This window comes from Crenothrix sp. (genome assembly GCF_043729335.1).
In the GTDB taxonomy this organism is placed as follows: Bacteria; Pseudomonadota; Gammaproteobacteria; order Methylococcales; family Methylomonadaceae; genus Crenothrix.
The window spans coordinates 74,681-101,560 of record NZ_JAYTLQ010000010.1; the positions used below are offsets into that span (position 1 = coordinate 74,681).

The following is a 26,880-nucleotide window of genomic DNA, read 5'->3' on the forward strand; positions in this document are numbered from 1 at the left end:
TTTTTTTACACATACACTGGATTAACGGGATGAAAAGTGCATTTAAAAAATGTTTTTTTATTTCCTTAGAGTTTTTGGGTATCAATGCCTGCTTCAGGTACTTAAACAGGGGTAAATTAAAGACACTTATGTATCATAGTATTTCTCCGTCGGGACAGTTTTTTAAAAATTCAGTATCTGCCGAAAGCTTTGCTAAACAGATTAATTATTTATCAAAGAGATATTCTATTCTAAAAATGACTCAAACTGGACAAATAGTGGGTTATGACTCAAAAAGGGTTAATGTATTGTTAACCTTTGATGATGGTTTTGTAGATAACTATACTGTAGCAGTCCCCATTTTGGCTCGATTTAATATGTCGGCAATTTTTTTTGTAATTACAGAATGCTTGCGCGAAGGCCAGCCCCCTTCATTTATTAAAGAAAGATTTGGTGAGCATTCTAATCTCCCCCTATACAAAACTATTAATACCGCCCAAGCTCGAGAATTGCTGAATAGGGGCATGAATATTGGATCCCATAGTTGTAGTCATTTTGATTATACTAAAGCAACCTCTGAATCAGGCTTAGCGGATGCGCTTGAATCAAAGGTAGTGCTTGAAAAAGAATTGGGGGTTGCTATTGAATCATTTGCGTTCCCCTTGGGCCGGTATCAGCCAAATCAGATTGAATTACTGAAAAAAAACTATCGTCGAATTTTTACCACAGAGCATGGGTTTAATTCTCTTGATGATTGTGTGTTTTATAGAAATGAAGTGTCAAGTTATTTTCATCTTTGTTGCACGGCATCGGGTGCATTAGACAGCTTTTCAACTTTGTTGAAACGTCTTAATGGGGATTTCTTATCATAAGAAGTTCAATCCAGCACAGGATTAAGTGTGCTTATCCTAGGTCAGTCTCAAAGTACTTGATTATCTCAGGTAGTTGACTCATTAAACAGGTATAGTTAAAGAATCATTCTTGCCGTTTGATAAAAGAGCCCTCATAATATCTCAAATCAGGTAGGTTGTGTTTTCAGGCTAAGGTTTAAATAATGTACGCCATTGACATCCATGCCCCAAGGAAGCTGTGTATATTAAATTTTCAGATAGTTGCGACTTTAGTTTTTCTTTTTATAAAGTAGTGTCCCAGATAAATAATTTTTACAAGATTAATGCAGGATCTGATTAGTGCAAAAACATTTTTTAATATCAATTGTAATGTGTTTTAGGGCTTCAACTTGAGTATTAAACGTAACACTACCTACAATCTGCTGGGATCAATCCTTCCGCTAGCCGTATCGCTTTTTACCACCCCAATCTACCTTAGCTTGATTGGTGAAGCACGCTATGGCGTTTTGGCGATTGTCTGGTTGCTTCTCGGCTATTTTGGTTTGTTTGATCTTGGCTTGGGGCGGGCCACGGCGCAGCGTATAGCTGCGCTACGGGACAGCACAGACGGAGAACGCGCAAAGACATTCTGGACAGCGCTTATATTAAATATGGGGCTTGGTGTTGGGGGGGGGGTATTGATCTGGCCAGTCGCCAGCTATTTCTTCGCGCATATTTTTAAAATTGATGAAGCATTACGCCCGGAAGTACAAGCTGCTGTCCCTTGGCTGATACTGGCTGTACCCATGGCAACACTATCAGGCGTGTTAAGTGGGGCTCTTCAAGGACGCGAGCGTTTTTTTGAGCTGAACGTGGTTTCAGTATTCGGTACGATACTTTTTCAAATCTTGCCGCTTGCTGCTGCAATGCTTTTAGGTGCTGATCTTGGCGTACTTCTGCCAGCTGCATTATGTACTAGGCTGCTCACACTTTTAATACTGTTTTGGCGCTGTTGGCAACACGTATTCCGAGATTACACACCTACATTTGCCAAGGCTCAGGCAGGTCAGTTACTACGTTTTGGAGGTTGGGTAACATTGTCTTCATTTGTTTCACCCATGATGGTTATCCTTGATAGATTTATTATTGGTGCTATGTCCAGTGCAAAGGACGTGACTATTTATACTGTTCCTTTTCAATTAAGCGAGCGTAGCGTACTTATTTCGAGCGCACTTAATTCAGCCTTGTTTCCAAGGTTTGCGGCGGTTGGCTTTGAGGAAGAACAAAGGCTTGCAAATAATGGATTGCGGGTACTTGTAACCGTTATGACACCTCTGGTAGCAGCGGGTATTTTGTTAATGGAACCTTTTTTGGGATGGTGGATAAGCCCTGCGTTTGCCCAAGAGTCAGCGCGAGTAGGTCAAGTTATTCTGCTAGGCTTCTGGTTCAACAGCCTCGCAGGTATTCCTTATGCTCAGTTGCAAGCACGCGGCCGGCCTGATCTTGTCGCCAAATGCCATTTAATGGAAGTGCTGCCTTATTTTGGCTTACTTTATTTGGGCTTGAGCAATGTCGGTCTAGTCGGAGCTGCAATGGCATTTTCTTTACGTGTTTTTATAGATTTTGCGCTTCTGGCAGGATTAGCTGGGATATTAAAACAATCATTTCACCTGTTATTAGTACCAGTGCTTTTGTTGGAGGCAGCATTTTGGATTACAACTCAAGCCAGTTTTGGCCAGCCAGACTGGTTGGCACTAGTCTCCGTTTATTTGTTAGTTACAACCCTATTAGGATGGCGAGAAACAACATCATTTATGAAGACATTTATATTTACTCGATTTAAGCCGTGTACTCATTAAACCATGCCTTTAAAAATGCTGGCTTTTCCGAACCACTTGCTTGCGTATGCCCAGGTACTTGTGCAGATATGTATAAAAAGAACGCCACTATTGGAAATAGTAATTCATTAAGTCAGGCGCTTTTAACCTCCAAAGTAGTTAAGTGGCAAGCTTATAGGGGCGATCTTGCAATTATATTTATCTCGTCAAATCGAGAATTTTCAACTGTAATGATACAAAAGGGGGGCGATGAGTATGGGTTTATCCATTGCAATGGCTACGTATAACGGCGCTAAATATCTACAAGAGCAGCTTGATAGTTTTCTCGCCCAAACCCGGCAACCCGACGAGTTGGTCGTGTGCGATGACGGCTCTACTGATACGACTTTGCAAATAATTGAAAACTTTGCAGCTATTGCGCCATTCAATGTCCGAGTTTTTAAAAATCAGACAAAGCTAGGGTATGTAGAAAATTTTAGCCGTGCAATGAGCCATTGTACTGGCGAGCTAGTTTTTTTAAGTGATCAGGATGACTTTTGGTTTTCTAATAAAATTGAATTTGTTTGTAATATTTTTCAAGCTAAATCAAATGTATGGGTAATCATTAATGATGCAGAAATAACTGATGAATACCTTAATCCTGCCGGATTAACAATTTTGGGGCAAACATACACAGCTGGACTTTGTGCAGAGGAATTTATAACAGGTTGCTGTAGCGCTTACCGTAACTCTATTGCGCCAGCATTATTGCCAGTGCCCTCAGCTACACACACGCATGATGGGTGGCTCCATCTTCTTGGTTTGTCTTATGGATGTAGAGAGGTACTACCAAATCCTCTTCAATATTACCGACGACATAATACAAATACCTCCGGCTGGATAACGGGTAATTTATTAAAAGCATCGCCTCTTACATTACAACGTCGGTTGTTTGCCCTCAAAAATATTAAGCAGGATCCGGTTATGGCCTGTGAAAACCGTATTTTACAGTTAAGGGTTTATGAAGAGCGACTTGAACAATCTCCTCCTTTGTTTTTGGAAACCTTTTACTCAGCTATTAAAAACAGTCAGACCCGAATTAAAATTAAGATAAACGCTAACGAAAATCGAAAGGCGTTACTGTTGAAGCCAATAATTCCCAGGTTTTTTTCTGCGCTGAAGTTTTATAGAGCCGATGGGTATTGTCACTTTGAAGGGTTAAAGAGCTTTGCTAAGGATGTTTTATTTCGATGATAAATCTGCGTTCTACAGACTGTCGTATGGCAATTTTTCTGCCAGACTTAAGGGGTGGCGGTGCTGAGCGGGTAGCCATTAACTTAGCCAATAACTTTGCTCAGCGAGGTTATGCAGTAGATATGGTATTGCTGTCTTCCTTCGGTGAATTACTGACTGATCTTAGCCCGGATGTCCGCATTATTGATTTAAAGGTAAAGCGGTTACGTAATACTGCTTTACCCTTGGTGGCATATTTGCGTGAAAATCGCCCTAGTATATTGCTGGCTTGTATGTGGCCTCTTACTGTTATTGCATTATGGGCCAAAAGCCTGGCTTGCGTTAAAACTCAAGTTATCGTGGCTGAGCATGCTACATGGTCGGGCGGAGAAATTGTAAGTTCACCCTTTGTGCATTGGCAAGTACGGACTACTATGCATTATTTTTTCCCCAAGGCAGCGGGTATTGTCGTTGTTTCAAATGGCTCAGCAGATGATCTTGCCAGCTTCGCCAATTTAGATCGAAGCGGTATTACCGTCATTTACAATCCCGTAGTGGGTAATGCAGTTTCGCTACAGGAAAAAGCAGTAACTCCAAAGGAATGGTGCGAGGGGATGCATTACAAACTGCTAGCGGTGGGTACGCTTAAACCTATTAAGGACTATTCAATGCTTTTAAATGCCATTGCACAGTTAAAACAGCGTATCAATATACGCTTGCTAATTTTGGGAGAAGGTCAATGCCGTGCCGCACTTGAAGCCCAAGCTCAAAAATTAGGTATTGCAGATCGGCTATTCATGCCAGGTTTTGTTAAAGATCCTTCACCTTATTATCATCACGCAGATTTACATGTGTTGTCTTCCGTCGGAGAGGGTTTGCCGACGGTAATTATTGAAGCGCTGGCAGCCGGTACGCCTGTAGTCAGTACGGATTGTCCCTCAGGGCCGCGCGAGATTTTATGTGGTGGGCAATTTGGCCTATTAGTGCCGGTAGGTGATGCGACTGCATTGGCGCTTGCTATTGAAAAATCCCTTGGTACTCACCATGACCCGCTTTTACTTAAAATGCGTGCACAAGATTTTTCAATAGACAAAGCAGTGGATCACTATGAAAAACTTTTTTTTGGTGACAGTGGTTTAAGCACATGAAAATAAGTTTACTCTATATTTCCTATGATGGCATGTTGGAACCATTAGGCCAATCTCAGGTGTTGGCTTATCTCAAGCGTTTAGCACCAGAGCGTTGCATTCACCTTATCAGTTTTGAAAAAGCAGAAGATTGGGAGAACGAGGTTCAGCGCCAGCACATTGCCAAAGATATTTCCGAGTCAGGCATCGTATGGCATCCATTACGCTATCATAAGCGCCTTTCAGCCCTAGCCACTGCCTGGGATATTAGCTGTGGCATATTGTTAGGGTTATGGCTGGTGTTGCGTTATCGTTTGCGTATTGTACATGCGCGCAGCTATGTACCCTCAGTTATGACGCTGGCGCTTAAGCGTCTAACGGGCGTGAAGTATCTGTTTGATATGCGTGGTTTTTGGGCAGACGAGCGGGTTGATGGTGGATTATGGCCACGGAGTGGCCGTCTGTTTAAAGTTGCCAAATGGTTTGAGCGTTGCTTTCTACTGAGAGCAGATCATGTGGTATCCCTCACCCAGGCAGCGGTATATGAACTACAGAAATTTCCTTACCTACAAGAAAAAATGCCCCCTGTTACAGTCATCCCAACCTGTGCCGATTTAGAGCGTTTTAAGCCTATGCCATATGAGCAAGATAGGAATGGTTTTGTACTGGGCTATGTCGGTTCGGCTGGCACTTGGTATCTGTTTGATGAGGCGGTAGCCTGCTTTGCGCAATTATTGCGCATAAAGTCTAACGCAAGTTTTTTGATTATTAACCGAGGCGAACACTCTTATATTCGTGCGCGGCTCGCCGCTGCTGGTATTCCTGATAAAGCTGTAGAGCTGATTTCGGTCACCCATGATGAAGTGCCCCGGCAAATGGCGCGAATGGATGCAGGCGTTTTCTTTATTAAACCAGTTTTTTCCAAGCAGGCATCAGCGCCTACCAAATTGGCCGAGTTTTTGGGGTGCGGTATTCCTTGCTTAGGGAATGCCGGTGTGGGTGATATGGCAGGAGTGCTGGAAGGAGAAAGAGTCGGTGTGGCGCTCAACTCATTTGATGAAGCAGTAATGGCAGCCGGTTTAAAAATATTGATTGATCTTGCGGCTGAACCTAGTACATCTTCCCGTTGTAGAGCTGCGGCTCAACGGCACTTTTCTCTTGATGAAGGGATTAAGCGGTATGCTGAGGTTTATAGGCAAATGGTAACGGCTGAATGAAGTGTTTGGTGCTTAGCCGTTATGGTTTTTCAGGAGCCAGTAGCCGAATGCGTTTTTACCAGTATTTGCCTTGGCTGGAAAATACGGGTATTCATGTAGTCATGTCTCCGCTTTTTTCAGATGAGTATGTGGCCGGAATACAAGCTGGCCGTAAAAACCTTGCTTTAGTGGGGCGGGCTTATGTTCATCGTATTCGTGAATTAATCACCAGCAAGCAATTTGACTTGTTGTGGATAGAAAAAGAGCTTTTGCCCTGGGTGCCTTTAGGTTTGGAAAACTTGCTACTGCCAGTCAGTATTCCGTATATCCTAGACTACGACGATGCCGTTTTTCACTGTTACGACCAGCATCATAATCCAATAGTTAAATCTTTACTGGGCAATAAACATCCTTCATTAATACGCGGAGCTGCCCTAATTATAGCAGGTAATGATTATCTGGCTGATTTTGCCAGGCAGTCTGGAGCTAAGCATGTTGAGATTGTACCGACGGTAATAGATTTGGAACGTTACCCGGCGCATAGCCAAAAGTCCGTAACTGAGACACCTATGACGACCCCCTGCGTCGGTTGGATTGGGCAGCGTAGCACAGCATCCTTTCTGACACCCTATAGGCAGCTTTTTAAGTCTATTTCATCGTCTAGGAAAGCACGTTTTATTGCGGTTGGTATCGATGCGCAGTCGCTCGGTTTGCCTATGGAATCCGTACAATGGACAGAGAAAACTGAGGTAGCTTCCATTGCCCGTTTTGATATTGGCATTATGCCGCTTGAGGATGAAGCATTTGCGCGTGGTAAATGTGGTTATAAGCTCATTCAGTACATGGCCTGTGGGCTGCCCGTAATAGCCTCTCCGGTAGGTGTAAATTGCCAGATTGTGGAACATGGCGTAAATGGCTTTTTAGCCGAAACCCTTGAGCAGTGGCAAGAAGCTTTGCAAACGTTACTAGCCGATGCAGAGCTTCGTAAAAGGATGGGCTTGGCAGGCAGGGAAAAGGTCGAGCGCCAATATTGCCTTCAGGTGGCTGCGCCAATTATGTCGCAGTTATTATTAGATGCTTCGGAAACTCAGGTATTTAAACCAGTGCACCTTTAACTTTAGAACAGATAAAATGGCTAAATCTAAAATTCAAAGCATACAGGTATTTCGTGGTTTTGCTGCACTTGTAGGTGTTGCCCACCACGCTGCGTTAGTACCGTTGCCTTCGTAAAACAAAGCCGTAAGGCAGTTTTCACGGTGCTCGCACGGATGCTAGAAAGTAGAGACACAGGGAGCGTTGCCGAACAAGCCGCCTATTGCCTGAGCTATTTCAGGTTTATTGGAATGTATATCTTGTCCGGTGATATATTGGACATATCAATTTGCCGTTACAAAACAAATAAAGGAAATAACCATGTACGCCATTGAATTTGAAGCCGATATAGAAAATAATTTATTACGTATCCCAGAGAACTATAAAAATCTCAATAAAGTTCATGCCAGAGTTATTATTCTTACTCAAGAGCCGCAATATCCCACAACAACATTTAATCCTAGGGCTTTTTTTGGTATTGGAAAACAATCCAAACAAGTCTGTGATGCTTATCTAGCAAATGTTCGCGATGGATGGAATTGATGCAATATCTAATTGATACCAACATTGTCATTTACTATTTCAACGGCCTCACCAATGATGGGCGGATTGGTGAGCATCTCTACCAAAAAGCGCAAGCATTTATCAGCCATGCTAATGTTTTTGGGTTGGTTCAGAGTGTCGTAGATAAAACAATTGTATTACGGCAACATCACAAAATAAAAATGCCCGATGCGATTATTGCTGCCACGGCATTGGTTCATGGTTTTGGAATCGCCACCAACAACATTGATGACTTCAAGCGTCTAGGCATTGAAGCACTTGTCATCAATGTGCTTTAGCGAGTATCCGTACAATGAATGTATTCTCACCACATCTTGAGTAATATCACTCCCCTGAAAGTTTACTGTATAGATAATAAATAATGTGTGGATTAACAGGTTTTTGGCAGACAACGCATTTTTCTACTGACACGGCGTATGCTGTCGCAGAACAAATGGCACAGCGTATTATCCATCGTGGTCCTGATGATGCTGGCGTATGGGTGGATGAAAGTTCTGGTGTTGCTCTTGCGCATAGACGCTTGGCAATTGTTGATCTTTCTCCCGCAGGCCATCAACCTATGCTGTCGACTTCCGGTCGTTATGTATTGGTCTTTAATGGTGAGATTTACAACCACCTCAGCTTACGCGAAGAGTTAGACAAAATAAATGTCGGGCAATGGCGTGGCCATTCAGATACGGAAACTTTATTAGCTGCATTTGAAAGCTGGGATATTGAAACAACGCTGCAAAAAACAGTGGGCATGTTTGCTATTGCCTTATGGGATAGACAAGAAAAAATATTGACCTTGGCGCGGGATCGCATGGGTGAAAAGCCGTTGTATTATGGCTTTCAAAATAATACCTTTATGTTTGCTTCTGAGTTAAAAGCCCTTAAAGCCCACCCTGATTTTGTCGGTGAAATTGACAGGGATGTGATGTGTCTTTATCTCAGACATTGTTGTATTCCAGCTCCATATTCAATTTATAAGGGTATTAAGAAGTTATTGCCTGGTACTTTTCTTCAGCTTCCGCTCACCCAGAATGCGAATCACCTATCTTTAATAACGCCTAAGCCTTATTGGTGTTTAAAAGATGCTGTTGAAAAGGGACTTGCACAGCCTTTTGTAGGTCCAGATAGCGATGCGATTGTGGCTTTAGATGCACAACTGAAACAGTCGATTGGCTTGCAAATGATGGCAGATGTGCCATTAGGGGCATTTTTGTCAGGTGGCATCGATTCATCGACTATTGTTGCCTTGATGCAAGCGCAGTCCAATCGGCCGGTTAAGACGTTTTCAATTGGTTTTACAGAAGCCGGTTATAACGAAGCCGAATATGCCAAGGCTGTCGCTCAGCATCTTGGCACAGAACATACTGAGCTTTATGTATCCTCGGATGATTCTATTCAAGTAATTCCCAAGCTTGCAAATATGTTTGATGAGCCTTTTGCTGATTCTTCACAAATTCCTACCTTTTTGGTGGCACAGATGGCGCGTAAACACGTCACCGTATCCTTATCTGGAGATGCCGGCGATGAATTGTTTTGTGGTTACAATCGTTATCTGTTAGCTGATCAATGGCATAAAGTTTCCAAAATACCGTTTGGCGTTAGGCAAACGACAGGCCGCATTATCAATAAGGTTGCGCCCGAAACATGGGAAGGCGTCTTCAAGCAGTTGAGTAAAATAGTTGCATTGCCTAATAATATGGGGCAGAAATTGGAGAAAATGGCCTCTAGACTAGAAACTTCTGATCGTGTTGAAGACCTGTATTATAGTTTGGTGTCGGAAATTTCCCATCCAGAACATGCGCTTATTCACGCAAAAGAGCCTGCCAGCTGGCTGGCCAGAACGGGGCTAGGTATGTCATTTACCGATGCCAAGTTACACATGATGTATATGGATAGCATGACCTATTTAACCGATGATATTTTGGTTAAGGTAGACCGTGCGGCCATGGCGGTGAGTTTAGAAACACGTGTACCCTTTTTAGATCATAACGTTATTGAATTGGCCTGGTCACTGCCTTTATCGATGAAGTTCCATGAAGGCCAGACGAAATGGCTGTTAAGACAAGTGTTATACCAATATGTGCCAAAACAACTTATAGAACGACCCAAAGCGGGGTTTGGCATACCGCTAGGGCAGTGGCTACGCGGATCGCTGCGAGAATGGGCAGAAGGCTTATTGCATGAAACGCGCTTGCGGGAAGAAGGTTTTTTTAATGTGTCTTTTGTACGCCAGCTTTGGCAAGAGCATCTGTCGGGTAAACATAATTGGCAAATTTTGCTTTGGAACATATTAATGTTTCAAGCTTGGCTGGAAGGTGAGCAGGCGTGCTAGGTTATTGGATATTGATAGGCATACCGACTTTGCTTTCGTTTGCAGGTATACGTAAACGCAAAGATCTCAACATGGGGCTATTCATAGTTGGCTTTGTTTATCTGATATTTATAGGTCTACGATATGAGGTTGGAGCTGATCGAGTAGCTTATGCTGAGATGTATGATAATATTGCCAGCTTATCTTTTCAAAATGCTTTGTTGTATACCGAATCTGGCTTTGCCGCCCTTAATTGGGTATTGGCACAAATGGATGCCGGGGTTTACTGGGTCAATTTTATTGTCGCTATTATTTTTGTCTCTGGGCTTATCCAATTTGCAAAGAGAACCCCACTTCCCTGGCTTGCTTTAATCAGTGTAACTCCTTATTTGGTAATTGCTGTTGCAATGAGTGGTGTAAGACAATCCGCTGCAATCGGCTTGGTTTTTCATTTAATGGCCAGCTGGCGGAAAGGCTTGGTGATTAAATTATTTTTTTCACTTGTTGCAATTCTTTTCCATTATAGCGCATTGATGTCGTTAATTTTTGTGCAGCAAAGCGTTAAAATGCCTGTGTGGTTTAGAGTAAGTTTATTAAGCCTTGGTGCAATTGCAATGTATCCTATTTTAAGTACTACTGATGCGTATGCAAAGTATAACCAGACTTATCTGGAGGATAATATTGTTTCATCCGGCGCTTTGATGCATGTCTTGTTGAATGCCATCCCTGCGGCAATTTATTTACTATTAAGCCGTAAATGGAAAGCTAAATTTGGAGAAAGTGATTTTTTGCCTATGTTGTCTGTTTTAAGTATCGCGAGTGTTTTTGGAGTGGGTGTTTCCTCTACTGGAATTGATCGGCTGGCGTTATATTTATCACCCATACAAATGATAGTTTATGGTTCTTTACCGCTTGTGTTCGGTCGCCAACATACAACGAAGCTTTCTTTAGCCATTGTTGGGTTACATCTGATTATTTTATTCTGGTGGTTAAATTATGCGAATACTGCTTTTGCATTTCTTCCTTATAACAACTTGATTATTCACTGGCTGGTAGATTAAAGAGGGATGTATTTTTCAATACGCTAGAAAATATTTATTATTCCTTATACCACCTGATCCTTATATAGCGTTAAATTATCTGTGCTGGAGATAATGTCGAGCGCTAGCATACATTTAATCTTTATTTTAGACATTTAGCAACTGAACCTATACATTATGCCTACTCACCTATACAATGGCTGGTAATCAATGATTAATAAATTTTTAAATACTTCAAAAAATAACGTATCCAAACCAATACTCGTTATTGCTAATACATCTTGGTATTTGTTTAACTTTAGATTAAATTTAATGTTAAATCTGAAAAGTTTAGGGTATGACATTATTGCCGTAGCGCCACCTGATCATTATTCTGAGCGTTTGGCGGCGCATGGTATACGATACGTCCCCATGCCCATGGATAATAAAGGCACGCATCCCATTAAAGATAGCATATTAATATTTCAACTAACAAAGCTTTTTTTTAAATTAAAGCCTAGTTGTATTTTATCTTATACGCCTAAATGTAATATTTATGGTGCGCTAGCAGCTGGATTATTAAATATTCCAATTATTAATAATGTCTCAGGATTAGGCACGGCATTTATCACCGAAAACCTAGTAACCAGAATCGTAAAAGGGCTTTATAAAATATCACTTAAGAAATCCGCTAAAATATTTTTCCAAAATAAAGATGATCTCGCTCTTTTTATAAATATGGGTTTAGTTAAAGCCGAGCTGACAGATTTACTTCCTGGCTCTGGCGTTGATGTAAACCGTTTTACGCCAGTAGAAGATTCTTTTCAGCATAGTACCTTCGTATTTTTATTGGTTGCCAGAATGTTAAAAGACAAGGGTATTGTTGAGTTTATTGATGCGACTCGATTATTAAAAAAACAATACCCTCATATTGAATGCCAGCTATTGGGCTTTTTGGATGCTAAAAACTCATCGGCTATTTCCTCCGAAGAAATGCGGGCTTGGGTAAATGAAGGCGTTGTTAAGTATTTAGGTGCTAGTGATTCGGTAATTGATTTTTTACGTCAGGCGGATTGTGTGGTATTGCCTTCTTATCGTGAAGGCACCCCTCGCTCATTGCTAGAAGCCGCCAGTGTGGCCAAGCCTATTATTACCACTAACGCCGTTGGTTGCCGTGAAGTGGTTGATGATGGGGTGAATGGTTTTTTATGTAAACCCCGGAGTGTTATTGATCTTAAAGCTAAAATGGAAAAAATGGTATTATTGCCGGTGGCAGAACGTTTAGAGATGGGTTTAAATGGCCGTAAAAAAGTATTAAATCAATTTAACGAGCAAATTGTTATCGATCGCTATATTAATACTATTGAAAATATCTATAACGTTCAGACGCCATACCGTGCCAGGCCATTTTTGAATAGATCTAAACGCAGAGGTGAGCGACGTAACCAGAATATTACAGTTGCAGTAGAAAACAGAAGAAAAGCCGATAGAAGAGAGAATAGTCCTAACTTATCTCAATAAAGCGCAGGACTTAAATCCACCATCCCCATTAATTGAAATATAATCCAGGCGATGGGATGGGTTTATGTGTGTTATTTAAGGTTTTGTAAATACCAATCCAGGGCTTTCGTTAAACCTTCTCCAACATGATGAGTTGGGTTATAGCCTAGCAAAGTTTGCGCCTTAGAGATATCCGCCAATGAATGCCGAACATCGCCGGAACGAAAATCCCGATATATGGGTTTAAATTCTTTAAGATGTTGAAATCGCGGCGCTAAGTTTTCTGCAAGCGTTGTTAATAATTGATTAAGTGTGGTGCGATCACCGACTGCAATATTGTAGATTTGGTTCACTGCTTCTGTATTTTCAGTGGTTGCCGCCAATAAATTGGCTTGCACGACATTTTCTATAAAACAAAAATCCCGGCTGGTCTCGCCATCGCCGTTCACAAATACAGCTTCATCACGTACCATGGCCGCAATCCATTTTGGGATTACCGCCGCATAAGCACCATCTGGATCTTGGCGCGGACCAAAAACATTAAAATAACGCAAGCCAATAGGCTGTAAACCGTAGCAGCGTGCAAACACTTCGGCATAAAGCTCATTAACGTATTTGGTTACCGCATAAGGTGATAAAGGCTTGCCGATTTTATCTTCTACTTTGGGCAAGCCTGGATGGTCGCCGTAAGTAGACGATGAAGCCGCGTACACAAAACGCTTAACTTTGGCATCACGCGCTGCCACTAACATGTTTAAAAAGCCATCGATATTACTTGAATTGGTAGTAATAGGGTCTTCTAAAGAACGGGGAACACTGCCTAATGCGGCTTGATGTAAGACATAATCCACGCCTGCGCAGGCTTGATGGCATATAGCGATATCACGAATATCGCCTTCAATAAATTTAAAATTTGCCCACTGCGCATCAGCTACCAGGGCTTTAACCTGATCTAAATTATGCTGGTGGCCGGTGGCAAAATTATCCAGCCCGATAACCTGTTGGCCATTATTGAGCAAGGTTTCCAGTAAATTGGAACCGATAAACCCAGCGACACCGGTGACTAACCACGTCGCGGGCTTATCTGTAAAACGTGCTAGTGCTGTTTGGATGTGTGACATAAAATTCCTAAGGTCATTTTCAAGACAATATTAAGCATTGAGCTGATGTTTATAAGCGCCATAATTTATAGCCGGCTGATGTTATCGCAACTGGATCGTAAGCGGATTTAACATCCACAAAAAGACCGCTAGGTTTGAGTTTTGCCAACAATTCAGTTTGCGATAAGGCTAAATAGTCACTATGGGAAACAGCGGCCACCATGGCATCGGCTTCGGGCAAGTTGTCCCATTCGACCAAGGAAATACCATATTCATGGGCTGCTTCAGATGCAGGCGCAACCGGATCGTGAACTGAGACATGCCAGCCAAATTGCTGTAATTCGAATACCACATCGGCAACTTTAGAATTGCGTAAATCTGGGCAGTTTTCTTTAAACGTTAAACCCAATACAATCACTTTGGCGGTTTGAATGCAGCAGCCAGCACGTATGAGCTGTTTACTGGTCTGGTTGGCAATAAACGCTGCCATGCCGTCATTAATGCGCCGACCTGCCAAAATGACTTGCGGATGATAACCTTCCATCTCGGCTTTATGCGTTAAGTAATACGGATCAACGCCTATGCAATGTCCGCCCACTAAGCCGGGTCGAAACGGTAAAAAATTCCATTTAGTGCCAGCGGCTTTTAATACTTCCAGGGTATCGATGCCGATGCGGTCAAAAATAATGGCTAATTCATTCATCAAGGCGATATTTAAATCGCGCTGGGTGTTTTCGATGACTTTAGCCGCTTCCGCCACTTTAATGGAACTGGCTTTGTGTACGCCTGCGGAAATAACACTGCTGTACAGCTGGGCAACTTTATCCAGGGTTTGGTCATCATCGCCAGAAACTACCTTAACGATTTTGGTAATGGTGCGCTCTTTATCGCCAGGATTAACACGTTCTGGCGAGTAACCGACATGAAAATCAGTCTTCCACTTTAAGCCTGACTCGCGCTCCAGTATGGGAATGCACACTTCTTCGGTGGCTCCTGGGTATACCGTTGATTCATAGACAACAATCGCGCCAGGTTTTAAATATTTTCCAACGCTAATCGATGAGGAAATTAACGGTGAAAAATCAGGCTGATGGCCGCTATCGACAGGCGTGGGCACAGCAATAATAATAAAGTCGGCTTTCGCTAATGCCGCAGGATCGGAGCCCACCTGTAAACCGGTCGCAGCGCGTAAATCTTCACTTGACACTTCGCCAGTTGGATCGCAGTAGCGTCGATAGCTGTCTATTTTGCTTGTAGATAAATCAAAACCTATCGTTTCAAATTTCTTACCAAACTCGACCGCTAAAGGTAATCCCACATAACCTAGTCCAACGACTGCAACAACACATTGTTCCATTGATGTCTCCTGAGTGTTTTACGATTTTTTGAATAAATCTAGTAAGGTTAGAGCGCCAGTTTTGCCTGTAAAAAACTAATCACCCCGTTCAGCGGGATTTCCTCGTTGTCTTTTGAAGTTCTGGATTTGTACTCAACGGTTTGATTATCAAGGCTGCGATCGCCAATAATAATGCAGTGTGGAATGCCGATCAATTCCATATCTGAAAACATAAAACCGGCGCGGACTTTCCGGTCATCAAACAGCACTTCAAACCCTGCGGCTAATAAATCTTGATACAACTGTTCGGCTGCTGCTTTTAATCGATCGGATTTGTGCATGTTCATCGGGCACAATGCGACTTGAAACGGTGCCAGGGCAGTCGGCCAGATAATACCGCGCTCGTCATTATTTTGTTCGATAGCTGCTGCAACCACACGCGAAATACCAATGCCGTAACAGCCCATAATCATGGTTTGATGTTTACCGGCTTCATTGATAATACCGGCTTTCATGGCTTCACTGTACTTGTTGCCTAGCTGGAAGATATGACCGACTTCTATGCCACGCGCAATGGTTAATGTGCCTTGTCCATCGGGGCTAGGGTCACCTGCTACTACGGTACGTAGATCTTCTATGTGTGCAGGTAAGGGTAAATCTCGTCCCCAGTTAACGTGGGTGTAATGTTTACCGTTTTGATTAGCACCGCAAACAAAGTCGGACAATAGCATAACGCTGCGGTCAGCAATAATGGGTATGGTTAAGCCCACCGGGCCAATAGAGCCGGGTTTGCACTGACAGGCAGCACTAATTTCGGCATCACTGGCAAAAGTTAGCGGAACGGCTATGCCCGCAATTTTTTCGGCTTTAATGGGATTGAGCTCATAATCGCCACGCAATAGCAACGCAACCAAGTCGCCATTTTCGCCTTTTACAATCAATGTTTTGAGGCACTGACTAGTTGGAACCGACAAAAAGCCACTGATTTCTTCAATACTGCGCTGATTAGGTGTATCAATTAAAGTCAATTCCTGCGTGGCTGAATTTCTTACGCCTTCTGGCATAACTGCTTCGGCTTTTTCAATATTGGCCGCATAACTACCTGCTGTTGAGAAAGCAATCGCATCTTCACCAGAATCGGCCAGCACATGAAACTCATGGGAGATGGCGCCACCAATTGAGCCGGAATCAGCAACTACTGCCCGAAACATTAAGCCAAAACGGTTAAATATGGTCGTATAAGCCTTATGCATCGCATCGTAAGTGTCTTGCAGTGAGGCTTGGTCCAGATGAAAAGAATAGGCATCTTTCATAATAAATTCACGCGAACGCATGACGCCAAAGCGCGGGCGGATTTCATCGCGAAATTTGGTTTGTATTTGGTAATAAGTAATGGGCAGCTGTTTGTAGCTTTTGAGCTCGTTACGGGCGAGATCAGTGATGATTTCTTCATGGGTGGGGCCTAAGCAGAAATCGCGGTCATGCCGATCTTTTAAACGTGCCAGCTCAGGACCGTATTTTTCCCAGCGACCTGTTTCCTGCCAGAGTTCAGCAGGTTGCAAAGCGGGCATTAACACTTCAAGTCCTCCGACTTTTTCCATTTCCTCGCGGGTAATTTTTTCGACTTTGCGCAGTATTCGTAGGCCTAAAGGTAACCAGGTGTACAAACCTGCCGCCAGTTTGCGGATAAGTCCGGCACGAAGCATTAACTGGTGGCTGATTACAACCGCATCGGCGGGGATTTCTTTAACGGTATTAAGCGGGAATTGAGAAGTGCGCATGTTGTAACAGAGAAAGTGAAAAAAGAGAATTGTATTTTACAGGGTTAATACGATTTTGGTTATCTTGATCGCGGTAATTCTAGCCAAAGACTGATTGTACGCTGAAGGTACTTGCTCAATCCCATTTTTTCAAAGGGGGAAGTGAATGCTTACAGCTGAAGATAGATTTACAAAATACATGTCATGGTTAGATTTGGTCTATAGTTGATGATAATTCAGCGTGTATTTACAGTCACCCATTAAGCTGGTTGTGTAAATAGCCAGTGGATTTATGTAAAGCAAAGGTGGCTCATCAGCAATGAGAAAATGGAACACAAATGACACGGGTTTGACGAGTAAACATGGATGTAAGAATAGTTTTTTAACCCAGTCTCATCAGTGTCATCTGTGTTCTATTCAATTACAGAGACAGTTACAAACAAAGTAATACTTTAATATTACAGGTGATTACTTCCATCTTTGTCCGCCGTTGTTTCAAACAGGCTACGCTTTCTTGTTAATTAACAATAATAAATACCCACATCCGTAATCGTAAGTTGGTCAAGTGACTGTGCAGAATATTTTTTTGAAAAACAGCGGACAATTCATTGTAGCGACATTCTTATTTTATGCGACCGGTTGGCTGGCGATGTTGGTTGCGCCACCTCCAGCCTACATCAGCATTATCTGGCCGCCTGCGGGTATTGGCTTGGCGGCGGTATTATTGTGGGGATACCGCGTACTTCCGGGCATTTTTCTTGCTAATATCTTGCTGTATTTTCATATTTTTGATCTTACGAGTTTATGGGATTCGCCGCAAAAATTAATGGCATTAAGTAGCGTCTGCACTTGTGCGGTGCTCAGGGCGTGGTTAGGCACTATTCTAATTAGACGCTTTATGCAATTCCCTTACGCATTAGTATCGTTTCGATCCATAGCCTTGTTTTTTGTGCTGGCAGGCCCAGTGGCAGCGTTTGTTCCAATCGTGTTGACCGTTTTTGCACTGCATGTTTCCGGTGTCATCTTATCGCCTGATATCTTTCCACTATTTTTGAAGGCTTGGGTAGCCGATTGTACGGGAGCACTGGTTTTTATCCCTTTAATGTTTATTATTTTTGATAGGGATCAGCGTATTTGGCAAGATCGCATTATTACGTTGGGCTTGCCTTTAGTGCTGTGCTTTTTGGTAACCACGGCTTTGGCATTATATTTTCAGCAAAAAAATATGCAGTATTTATTGTTGGATGGTGCGTTTTTACTTGGTTTTATCAGTGTGGTATTGTTGGTGCTAACGGGGTATGACGAGTCTATTAAAATTGCCGTAGATGAGCGCACCGAAGAGCTCACGCAAAGTAATCGCAAATTAAAATCCCGCGATAGACAATTCAATAAACTGGTGCAAACCCAATCGGTTATTGTCTGGCGTGCCCATCCGGTGTCGTTTAGATTTGTTTACGTGAATGATGAAGCCGAAATGATTTTAGGCTACCCCATCAGTCTTTGGAAAAGCGAGCCTGATTTTTGGTGGAAGCATATCCATGAGGATGACAAAGACCGTGTTCAGGCTTTTTGTGCCGAAGAAAGAAAACCGCGTGATGTCGATTTGGAATACCGCATGATAACGGTTGATGGCGATATTGTTTGGTTACGTGATATTTTTACTAAAGTGGTCAGCGATGGCGTAGTGAGCGAATTGTATGGCTTAATGATTGATATCACCAAACAAAAACTGGCTGAGGAAGAGTTTAGAGTAGCAGCGATTACCTTTGAAAGTCAGCAAGGCATCATGATTACTGATAGCCAAAACCGAATTATCCGGGTGAATAAAGCCTTTACTGATATTACCGGTTTTACGTTGTCGCAAGTGATGGGCCAAGATCCTAATCTGCTTAAATCCGGCCGCCACGACCTAGCCTTCTACAAGAACTTCTGGCAGCAACTGACAACCGTGGGTATGTTTGAGGGCGAAGTATGGAATCGGCGCAAAAATGGCGAAATTTATCCAGAATGGCAGATTGTTACCGCCGTTAAAAATAAAGAGGATGAAGTGACGCATTATGTCTCGGTTTTTTCAGATATTACCCAGAAAAAAGAAGCTGAAGATAAAATCCATAGCCTGGCCTTTTATGATGCACTAACCGGCCTACCCAATCGCCGTTTGTTATTGGATCGGTTTGAGCAGGAAATTGCTATCGCCAGACGACATAAGCAATTTGGCGCGGTTATCTTTTTGGATTTGGATCATTTCAAGTTACTGAACGACTCGCAAGGCCATTTGGTCGGTGATGAACTGTTGATTCAAGTGGCTAACCGGTTATCTTCGGTGCTGCGCGAAGAAGATACGCCAGCCCGGTTGGGCGGTGATGAGTTTGTGGTGTTATTGCATGCCAATTCAGAAAACCTATCCGAAGTAAGTGATCATGCACGTACCGTTTCAGAAAAAATTCGCAAACAACTCAATACTCCGTTTTTACTGCATAACTACCAGCATCAAATTTCCACCAGCATAGGAATTACGCTGTTTCCAGAAGGCGATGAAAGTCCGGATATGATTTTGCAACAGGCCGATACCGCAATGTACCGCTCTAAGGCGGGTGGCCGCAATGCCATCAGTTTTTTTCAACCTTGTATGCAGGAAGCTGCGGATCAGCGTTTAAAGCTGGAGCAAGATTTACGTACTGCGATTGAGAAAGAAGGTTTTATGCTGTTTTTTCAGCCCCAAGTTGATCGTAATGGGGTGATGCTGGGTGCAGAAGTTTTAATTCGCTGGGAACAAATAGGCCAAGGCATTGTATCGCCGGCAGATTTTATTTCCGTCGCCGAAGAAAGCAGTTTAATCCTGGATATTGGCTTATGGGTGCTGAAGAAAACCTGTCAGCAGATTAAAGAATGGTTGATGATGGGCATTAAAGTGCCGCGTTTATCGGTCAATGTGAGTTCGCGGCAGTTTAGGCAGCATGATTTTGTCCAGCAGATTAAGGCTGTTATCAGTGATAGCCAGATTCCGCCGAGTTTATTAGGTATTGAATTGACTGAAAGTGTGATGATTGTGGATATTGAGGATACGGTCAATAAAATGAAAGCGTTAAAAAAACTGGGCGTTTCTATTGCTATAGATGATTTTGGTACCGGTTATTCATCGTTAGCGTATCTTAAACGTTTGCCCTTGGATGTATTAAAAATAGATCGTGGCTTTGTCAGAGATATTTTAACTGACACCAATGATGCCATCATCGTTGAAACTATTATTAGTATGGCAAGGCATTTAAAGTTACGGGTTATCGCTGAAGGTGTGGAAAACGAAGATCAGTTTGATGTTTTAAAGAAACAGGGCTGCTTAATGTTTCAGGGTTATCATTTTAGTCGGCCGCTTTCGGCTGTGCGTTTTGTGGAAAAATATTTGTCTAATTTGTAGTAGTCAAGTGATTTGATTGTTGTGATGAATGGGAGCAGATTTTGCCTGCACATCAAGCCGCTAAAATTTTTAATGAATACGCATACCATAAGTTTTGGTTTTTTATAATTAAAAACAACCGTTGCATGAACTACGTTATCATCGTAAGGGATGCAAGCTTGGATAAAAAATCCAACCATGAAACTCCATTTACTCCGAACAATTACCATCGCACTCATCACTTTTTTGCTAGGCAGTGGTGTTGATTACTTTGCCAGTATAGAAACAACGGTAGGCTTGGATAGCCTGTTTAAAATTCGCGGCGTACGACAAGCTCCGGCTGAAGTCGTGGTGGTGGCAATGGATGAAGCTTCAGAAATCCGTCTAGGCGTAGGGCAGGATTTAACCCGTTGGCGCGGCTTTCATAGCAAATTAATACAGCAATTGCAGCATCAGGGGGTGGCGTTAATCATTTTTGATCTCCAGTTTATAACGCCACATGCTAATCACGATGGGATGTTTGCAGCGGCCATACGAAAAGCAGGCAATGTCCTGGTAACCGACTGCGTGCAAAAACTATTGCGTGGCGATGAAGGTTTTGAGGGTTGGGATGAATGCTCTGAAGATAACCGCGAGCCCTTTGTTAAAAAGGAAACCCGGCAAGAAAAACCACTTTCCGATCAACTCATTGCCATGCGTAAAATTGTGCCTACGGCTAAACTGGCTCAGTCTGTATTGGATCATGCCCCGTTTTACCTGACTAACGATGCTGACAATTCTATTGTGCGGGAAGGCTGGATTTTTCTGGATGCGCTCGCAGAGTCACCGACTTTGCCGGTCGTCGCGTGGTTGTATTATTTGCAGAGAACTGGTGAGCTGAAAGGCGTAGCCTTATCCAATATGCCCTTTTCTACCTGGTTAATTGAGCAGCGTAGACAATGCTTGCCTAACTCGCAGAAAACTTCACATCCCGATAAAAAATCCCAACTAGAACAGCTTATTAATAATATCGTTTGTTTGGAGGACACCCGCTATCTGGATTTTTATGGGCCACCGCAAACCTTAAGAATGGAATCTTATGCTGATGTTTATGAGGGGAAAATAAATAATTTACACGGTAAAGTCATTTTTGTGGGTAAGGCTAATCGACACTATTTATCCGGTAAAACTGATTTTTTTCAAACGCCTTTTACTAATACACGCAGCGGAAAAATAGCCGGTGTAGAAATTATGGCGACGCAATTTGCCAATTTACTTGAAAATCGCTTTATAACATCGGTTTGCCCACAAGCATTATGGTATGTAGTGTTTGGTTTGCTGGCAGGCTTGCTACTTACCCAGTTTGCTGGCCTTTTAGGGATTGCAGTAAGTGTGCTGCTGAGTGGTATGTATGTGGGCTTGGCGGTCTGGCTTTTTAAACGGAGTGGCTTGTGGTTGCCGATCGCTGTGCCGTTATTAATTCAATTGCCGGTAGCTTGGTTGCTATCGTTATTATGGTCGCGCCGGGATTTATTGAATGAAAGAAAACGGCTGCTGGCTTTTGTCCGTCAAGTGTTTCCCCAGTGGATACACTTCATACCTACATCGCCTGGGCAATGGTATGCTGAAAAAAGTACCGAGGCCTTGGCATTTGAACGTGATGTTAACGGTTTATGTCTTGCTACCGATATTGAAGGCTACACCACAGTGGCCGCCGAGCATACGCCCCACGAAATGTGGGAATTGTTAAACGACTATTATCAGGTACTGAGCAACCCTGTGACATCACACAAAGGCATTATTGCCGATGTTACCGGTGATGCCATGATGGCGGTGTGGATCGATTCGCCTCCCGCAACGCAACGGCTGGCCGCGTGTTTGGCGGCACTTGAAATGGGAGTGGCGGTAGACCGGTTTAATGAAACCACTCGTGTCGGTCGTCTACCGACGCGGATAGGTTTACATGAAGGCGATATGACGCTAGGTAAGCTGAAGGCGGGTGAAGGCAGTCATTATCGGGCTATTGGCGATACGGTAAATATTGCTTCACGTATTCAAGGCGCTAATAAATATTTAGGTACCAAAATTTTAGCATCAGCTCCTTTTGCTGCCAATTTAACTACTATTGTGTCAAGGCCAGTGGGATTATTTCGTTTAATGGGTAAAGATGAGCCGTTAGCACTCTTGGAAATTGTGGGTATAGGCCCGGATGTTAGTCTTATTAAAAACAAGATATGCCATCAATTCGCTTATGGTTTGGTGGCGTTTCAACAAGGACAATGGGATGAAGCGGCCATTAGCTTTGAAACTTTGTTGAATGCGTATGGCGAGGATGGCCCCAGTCGGTTTTATTTGAATCTGGCTTTGGCTTATCAAAAAAAACCACCCTTGGAATGGGACGGTATTGTTATTTTTGAAGGCAAATAGCAGTTGCAAAAAAATAAGCCGCTGACAGATCGGATTATAACCTGTGGAATAGTCAGGTTTCGGTTGTTGCGGCCAGTGATTATTTTTAGGCCGGTAAGTTATTCATGGGCACTAATCGTGGCGTTTAATTTTTTTATGGATTGCTATTCTGGGATGGTGGGGTTTTGGCTCTAGGGTCTTTCGAGCACGAATCAACGCCGTTATGACCGCAATCAATAGCGCTGCCAAAGAAAATTCCAGCAACAAAAATGCGCCGATTTTAAAATAAGCAAATAACGGATGGGCAAACCGCACCAGCCAGCCGCCTGCTTCATCAGCTATGGCGGACAGGTAAGTTAAACTGCTCAGCCAGATTTTTAAGCGCACAGAAAAATCAGTCATTAGCATCAAATGGGTGAGGGTAACCACCAACATGCCCATAGCAAATAAATGAAAATGCGACACTTCCAGCATACCTTGGTAACTTCTTGGCTGGGTGAATTGCTCTTCTGAGCCCAGATAATAATCGGTGACCGATTTGGCGGTTAAATCCATGTGATGAAAATACATTAAGCCATTACTCAGCCATAATAAAGCGATATAGCCCAAAAACATCAGCACTAAAGCATTTAGCAGGGATTTACGGTGCTGCTCACCAGTAACAAAATAACGCATCAGTGGGTGGCCTGGTTTTTTATCATGACTTGGTATATGGCCATAATTTTGCGGACGCTGTCCAAATCGGCACGGGCGCTGAGTGTCGCGCCAGAAATGCCATCAATCCCTTTGTTAAATTCCATGTCGGCTAAAGGTTTTTTGTACAGTTGTTCAAACCAGCGTTCGGGTGGTTGGTATTCCGGTGGTTCATGAAAAGCCAACGTGGTGACATTACGCAATTCGCCCTCTGGGGTTAACACAATCAGCAGTGTTTCGGGTTTGGTTCTTACCGTAATGGATTCGATGGCTGCGTAACCCAAAATTTTATCTTGCTGTTTACCCACGTAAAATGTCAGCATGCCGGAACCTAATTTAACTTTGGCCTGTTGTTCAATGCTCGCGGTTTGCTGTTCGTCCGGAAATAACGACTGTACTTCAACTTGTGCGTCTTTGCCAAAAGCCAGTTCCATCGCTTCGTTTTTGCTGTAGAAAATTCCAGATAGCACAGGCATGGTCGCGGTAAGTAGCGTAAAAAAAAACAGTAGTCGTAAGGTTTGCATAGTTATCCCATATTAAGTGGATTGACTGTAAGGAAGATTATATAAGACCCAGCGACAGTTGAATCATCGAATTAATTCAAAAATGTCCATTGTAGCCTTGAGTTTGCTTACTATACCTTAGCAACGGATAATTTGGGATATCCAGCGTTGTTTTTCGCTTTTTTTGCAACTGTGCGTTTGTGCCAGTTGACAAGGAAGCGGCTATTGCTGGAGATGTCAGGGGGCTATTTGTTGGCCTTATACCCATCAGTGAGGGTTTTAAGGAAGGCGACTATGTCCTTTATCTCTTCGGCATTCAGGTTGAGTTCGCCCAACTCATCAATATTTACATTTTGGGCAATTTCTGGCTTTGGCCAGCAGGCCTGTTTAAGGGCATCAGCTTCGGTAACCCACATCTTTTTGCAAAGTGGCTTTATGTCACGGTGACTGTAAAAATCTACCACTGCCTCCAGTGTTTTGAAGTAACCGTTATGCATATAAGGCTCGGTTTTAGCAATGTTACGCAGTGTAGGTACTTTAAATTTGCCATTTTCGGCGGGCTCATGGACAAAATTGCCCAAGCCTTTGTCTACAAATTTGCGGCCTTCTGGATTGAGTCTGCCAGGTAATTGATAAAAAGGATTATTGGGATTTGGAGGCACACCTAAATTATCATAAGAAAAATCAGTAAACAATGGCGGTGTGCCGTCTTCTGATGGCCTGCTAGGGTGACAGGCTGCGCAATTACCTTTATCATCTTCTTCAAAAAGTTTTTTACCGCGCATTTCCTGAGCGGTAAAAGAGGTTTTACCGGCCAGAAAATAATCATATTTAGAACTGAAAGGCTGGAATATTGAGGTGCGTTCAAAGGCGGCAATTGCATCGGCAATTTTATTATAAGCCGTATTGGCGTTGTTGAACGCATTGATACCGTAAACCTGGGTAAACAGTTTTGCGTAGCTGGCTTTACGCACTTTGTTGACGACAGTGCTTTTGTTAGGGTTGGCCATTTCAAGTGGATTAAGAAACGGGCCTTTCGCCTGCTCTGCTAAGGTTGCGGCACGGCCATCAAGAAATTGTCCGCCGATGTACAGGCCTTCTTTGTTGTCGTAATGAAAGGGCGGGCTGAAAGCGGTATAAAGTGCCATGGGTGTATTGCGGCTGCCTTTAAGGTGGGGCAATGCACCGTCAGAAGTCGGCTGGTTTTTATCAGGATCGATAAAAAATGTTTTGGGGTCATGGCAACTGCCGCACGCTTGGCCGGCTGGCGAAGAAAGATTGGTATCAAAAAATAATTGCCGGCCCAGTTTTTCTTTGGCTGTTAAAGCGCTGGTTTTGGATACGACAAATTCACCCGCATTGGCAACAAAAGCTATGGTAAGGAAAAACAGACCTATACCCCGATTCATTGTAAGTTTCAGCTGGGCCGAGTTGATTTGGTTTTGTGTGTATCTCATAGGTGTTTTTCAAAGGTCGAAAACGATCAAGGGCTTTATTATTTTTGAGCAGACGACTGTGTTTACATTTTGCTGACTTCCTGGTGTTTTGGATCAAGAAGTCGATAAATATTGGAATGATGTACTACAGCCAGCAAGCTATGGGCTTTAAAAAATAAAGCCAAACCCCAAGTTAAAATCGTCAGACAACGGATTTGTATTCTCATCCTTGGCTATGCGGTTACGGTAATCGGCCTTAATGACTACATTTGGTATGGGTTTGTATTGCAAACCGACTTGAAAAATCTCCCAATCCTGGTGCGGGTCATCTGCTAATACCCCTACGCTTCCGGGTGCTTGAGCCACGGTATCCAGGGTTTCATAACGGAAAAACGGTGCTAAATATTGGCTGCTGTCTGCGAACAGCAAGGGCATTACGTCATAGCCCAGTTCAGCATACCAACCGAAGCTCTCCGACCCAACCACTTCGCCTTTAGCTTGGCTGAGTAGGTCTGCATCGTTAATATGCCCCCAAGAACCCAAGGTACGAAATTCCAGGCCACGGTATTTCCATTGCAGATGGCCTTCGTAAAGCTGGGTGAAAACATCGGCTTTTTTACCGGCAAACGCTTGGTTTTGCCCTGAGTTACCCACATAAGCTGAGCCGCCGACCGAGAGTCCGGGTACTTGGGGTGGCGCGTAGTCTAATCGGGCAATGTAGCCGAAATTTTCGGCTTTGGCTTCAGTGCCGCTGCCCCGGCCTTCCCGAATACCAGAAGAGCCAAATTCTTTAGCGTTTAAACCGTTGGTTACGTAGGTAGTATAGGTTAAATTGGGCAGCAATTCGCCAAACAAGCCTAAGCCTACTTCGCGCCAGGTGCTGGGGATGATGCGTTGCTCCACTTCAGGTCTATTATTACCGAAGTAAAATGGCGGTTCGTGGATGGTGTTGATAAAGCCCATAGGCATCAGTACCAAACCAGCGCGGATATTGGCCATGGGGTCAAAGAAAAAATCCAGTGCGGCAAATTCTACTGAGACTTCACCTTTTTCCTCAGAACCTTCGCCGGTTGAGCCGTGTTCAAATTCAATCTCACTGTTAAACAGGATGTGGTCGGTGAATTTGTAGCCTGCATATAGTACGATGCGTTCCAGATCAGCATTGTCGATGTCCGCGCCTTTGTCGCCAACGCGTGCTTGGTAACTGGCCTGGCCGTAACCGCCTATCGAAAGCCCTTTGCCGACCTGATAGATTTTAGAAGCCGCAGGCCCCAAGCCATACGCACTTTTGTATTTGGCTTCTTCCGGAATAGCCAAATTGGTGCGGAGCTTTTCCACTTCCTGGCTCAGCACGTTGGTTTTGCGTTCCAGGTTTTTGACATCGGTGCTGGCGGGTTTAGTGGCGACAGCAGTATCGGGTGGCGCTTTATTGGCGCGTAACTCATCGATTTGTTTTTGCTGTGTCTGGATGATTTTCCACATATCTTCGACGGTGGCCGGCTTTTCTAAAGCACCCGCAGAAAAACTGAATGTCACGCAGCTTGCGAGTATGCCTCGGCGTAATAAGGTTTTAGTCATCATATCCATGTTATTGCCTGTATTTTAATATTTTTG

The 26,880-nt window shown here is 43.3% G+C and carries 20 protein-coding genes; 13 read left to right on the plus strand and 7 right to left on the minus strand.

What is annotated here, in order from left to right; all coding sequences use genetic code 11:
* Positions 1-29 precede the first annotated feature (29 nt).
* The 11 genes from ACHZC4_RS03290 to ACHZC4_RS03340 all read left to right on the plus strand — a co-directional run bounded on the left by ACHZC4_RS03290 (position 30) and on the right by ACHZC4_RS03340 (position 12,680).
* The gene (locus tag ACHZC4_RS03290) at positions 30-851 is read left to right on the plus strand and encodes a polysaccharide deacetylase family protein (RefSeq protein ID WP_394752357.1); all 822 of its coding nucleotides are present in this window, start codon (positions 30-32) and stop codon (positions 849-851) included.
* A gap of 368 nt (positions 852-1,219) precedes the next feature.
* A complete protein-coding gene (locus tag ACHZC4_RS03295; RefSeq protein ID WP_394752358.1) occupies positions 1,220-2,668 on the plus strand; it encodes a flippase in 1,449 nt (482 codons plus the stop codon).
* Between the two features lie 234 nt (positions 2,669-2,902).
* Positions 2,903-3,880, plus strand: a complete 978-nt coding sequence (locus tag ACHZC4_RS03300) for a glycosyltransferase family 2 protein (RefSeq protein ID WP_394752359.1) — start codon at positions 2,903-2,905, stop codon at positions 3,878-3,880.
* A gap of 26 nt (positions 3,881-3,906) precedes the next feature.
* Entirely contained in the window at positions 3,907-5,007 is a 1,101-nt protein-coding gene (locus tag ACHZC4_RS03305; RefSeq protein WP_394752360.1) for a glycosyltransferase, read from the plus strand.
* Positions 5,004-6,203: a glycosyltransferase gene (locus ACHZC4_RS03310; RefSeq protein ID WP_394752361.1), complete on the plus strand. Its 1,200-nt coding sequence runs from the start codon at positions 5,004-5,006 to the stop codon at positions 6,201-6,203. The genes ACHZC4_RS03305 and ACHZC4_RS03310 overlap by 4 nt, the downstream gene beginning before the upstream one ends.
* On the plus strand, positions 6,200-7,297 hold the full coding sequence (locus ACHZC4_RS03315) for a glycosyltransferase family 4 protein (RefSeq protein WP_394752362.1): 1,098 nt from the start codon (positions 6,200-6,202) through the stop codon (positions 7,295-7,297). The genes ACHZC4_RS03310 and ACHZC4_RS03315 overlap by 4 nt, the downstream gene beginning before the upstream one ends.
* Before the next feature lie 298 nt (positions 7,298-7,595).
* Positions 7,596-7,817, plus strand: a complete 222-nt coding sequence (locus ACHZC4_RS03320; protein ID WP_394752363.1) for a hypothetical protein — start codon at positions 7,596-7,598, stop codon at positions 7,815-7,817.
* A complete protein-coding gene (locus ACHZC4_RS03325; protein ID WP_394752364.1) occupies positions 7,817-8,116 on the plus strand; it encodes a type II toxin-antitoxin system VapC family toxin in 300 nt (99 codons plus the stop codon). The genes ACHZC4_RS03320 and ACHZC4_RS03325 overlap by 1 nt, the downstream gene beginning before the upstream one ends.
* Positions 8,117-8,199: 83 nt before the next feature.
* Positions 8,200-10,161: an asparagine synthase (glutamine-hydrolyzing) gene (asnB, locus tag ACHZC4_RS03330; RefSeq protein ID WP_394752365.1), complete on the plus strand. Its 1,962-nt coding sequence runs from the start codon at positions 8,200-8,202 to the stop codon at positions 10,159-10,161.
* Positions 10,155-11,201 carry an EpsG family protein gene (locus ACHZC4_RS03335; protein ID WP_394752366.1) on the plus strand — a complete coding sequence of 349 codons (1,047 nt, stop codon included), beginning with the start codon at positions 10,155-10,157 and terminating at the stop codon, positions 11,199-11,201. Before asnB ends, ACHZC4_RS03335 begins: the two co-directional genes overlap by 7 nt.
* 189 nt (positions 11,202-11,390) lie before the next feature.
* On the plus strand, positions 11,391-12,680 hold the full coding sequence (locus ACHZC4_RS03340) for a glycosyltransferase family 4 protein (protein WP_394752367.1): 1,290 nt from the start codon (positions 11,391-11,393) through the stop codon (positions 12,678-12,680).
* 71 nt (positions 12,681-12,751) lie between these two features.
* On the opposite strand, the gene ACHZC4_RS03345 is transcribed toward ACHZC4_RS03340, so the two are convergent.
* The 3 genes from ACHZC4_RS03345 to ACHZC4_RS03355 are packed head-to-tail and all read right to left on the minus strand — an operon-like array spanning position 12,752 to position 16,876.
* The gene (locus ACHZC4_RS03345) at positions 12,752-13,780 is read right to left on the minus strand and encodes an SDR family oxidoreductase (protein WP_394752369.1); all 1,029 of its coding nucleotides are present in this window, start codon (positions 13,778-13,780) and stop codon (positions 12,752-12,754) included.
* 49 nt (positions 13,781-13,829) lie between these two features.
* On the minus strand, positions 13,830-15,116 hold the full coding sequence (locus ACHZC4_RS03350; protein ID WP_394752370.1) for a nucleotide sugar dehydrogenase: 1,287 nt from the start codon (positions 15,114-15,116) through the stop codon (positions 13,830-13,832).
* A gap of 47 nt (positions 15,117-15,163) precedes the next feature.
* Positions 15,164-16,876 carry a proline--tRNA ligase gene (locus tag ACHZC4_RS03355; RefSeq protein ID WP_394752371.1) on the minus strand — a complete coding sequence of 571 codons (1,713 nt, stop codon included), beginning with the start codon at positions 16,874-16,876 and terminating at the stop codon, positions 15,164-15,166.
* Positions 16,877-17,426: 550 nt separating this feature from the next.
* Between ACHZC4_RS03355 and ACHZC4_RS03360 the strand changes: the two genes are divergently transcribed.
* Positions 17,427-20,270 carry an EAL domain-containing protein gene (locus ACHZC4_RS03360; RefSeq protein ID WP_394752372.1) on the plus strand — a complete coding sequence of 948 codons (2,844 nt, stop codon included), beginning with the start codon at positions 17,427-17,429 and terminating at the stop codon, positions 20,268-20,270.
* Positions 20,271-20,447: 177 nt separating this feature from the next.
* Positions 20,448-22,655 (plus strand): CHASE2 domain-containing protein, encoded by a 2,208-nt coding sequence (locus ACHZC4_RS03365; protein WP_394752373.1) that lies wholly within the window; start codon positions 20,448-20,450, stop codon positions 22,653-22,655.
* A 111-nt stretch (positions 22,656-22,766) separates the two neighbouring features.
* On the opposite strand, the gene ACHZC4_RS03370 is transcribed toward ACHZC4_RS03365, so the two are convergent.
* The 4 genes from ACHZC4_RS03370 to ACHZC4_RS03385 all read right to left on the minus strand — a co-directional run bounded on the left by ACHZC4_RS03370 (position 22,767) and on the right by ACHZC4_RS03385 (position 26,853).
* Complete coding sequence (locus ACHZC4_RS03370; RefSeq protein WP_394752374.1) at positions 22,767-23,309, minus strand: hypothetical protein; 543 nt, start codon at positions 23,307-23,309, stop codon at positions 22,767-22,769.
* The gene (locus tag ACHZC4_RS03375; RefSeq protein ID WP_394752375.1) at positions 23,309-23,851 is read right to left on the minus strand and encodes an FMN-binding protein; all 543 of its coding nucleotides are present in this window, start codon (positions 23,849-23,851) and stop codon (positions 23,309-23,311) included. Before ACHZC4_RS03375 ends, ACHZC4_RS03370 begins: the two co-directional genes overlap by 1 nt.
* A gap of 224 nt (positions 23,852-24,075) precedes the next feature.
* On the minus strand, positions 24,076-25,239 hold the full coding sequence (locus tag ACHZC4_RS03380) for a cytochrome-c peroxidase (protein WP_394752376.1): 1,164 nt from the start codon (positions 25,237-25,239) through the stop codon (positions 24,076-24,078).
* 195 nt (positions 25,240-25,434) lie between these two features.
* Positions 25,435-26,853 (minus strand): hypothetical protein, encoded by a 1,419-nt coding sequence (locus ACHZC4_RS03385; protein WP_394752377.1) that lies wholly within the window; start codon positions 26,851-26,853, stop codon positions 25,435-25,437.
* Positions 26,854-26,880 lie beyond the last annotated feature (27 nt).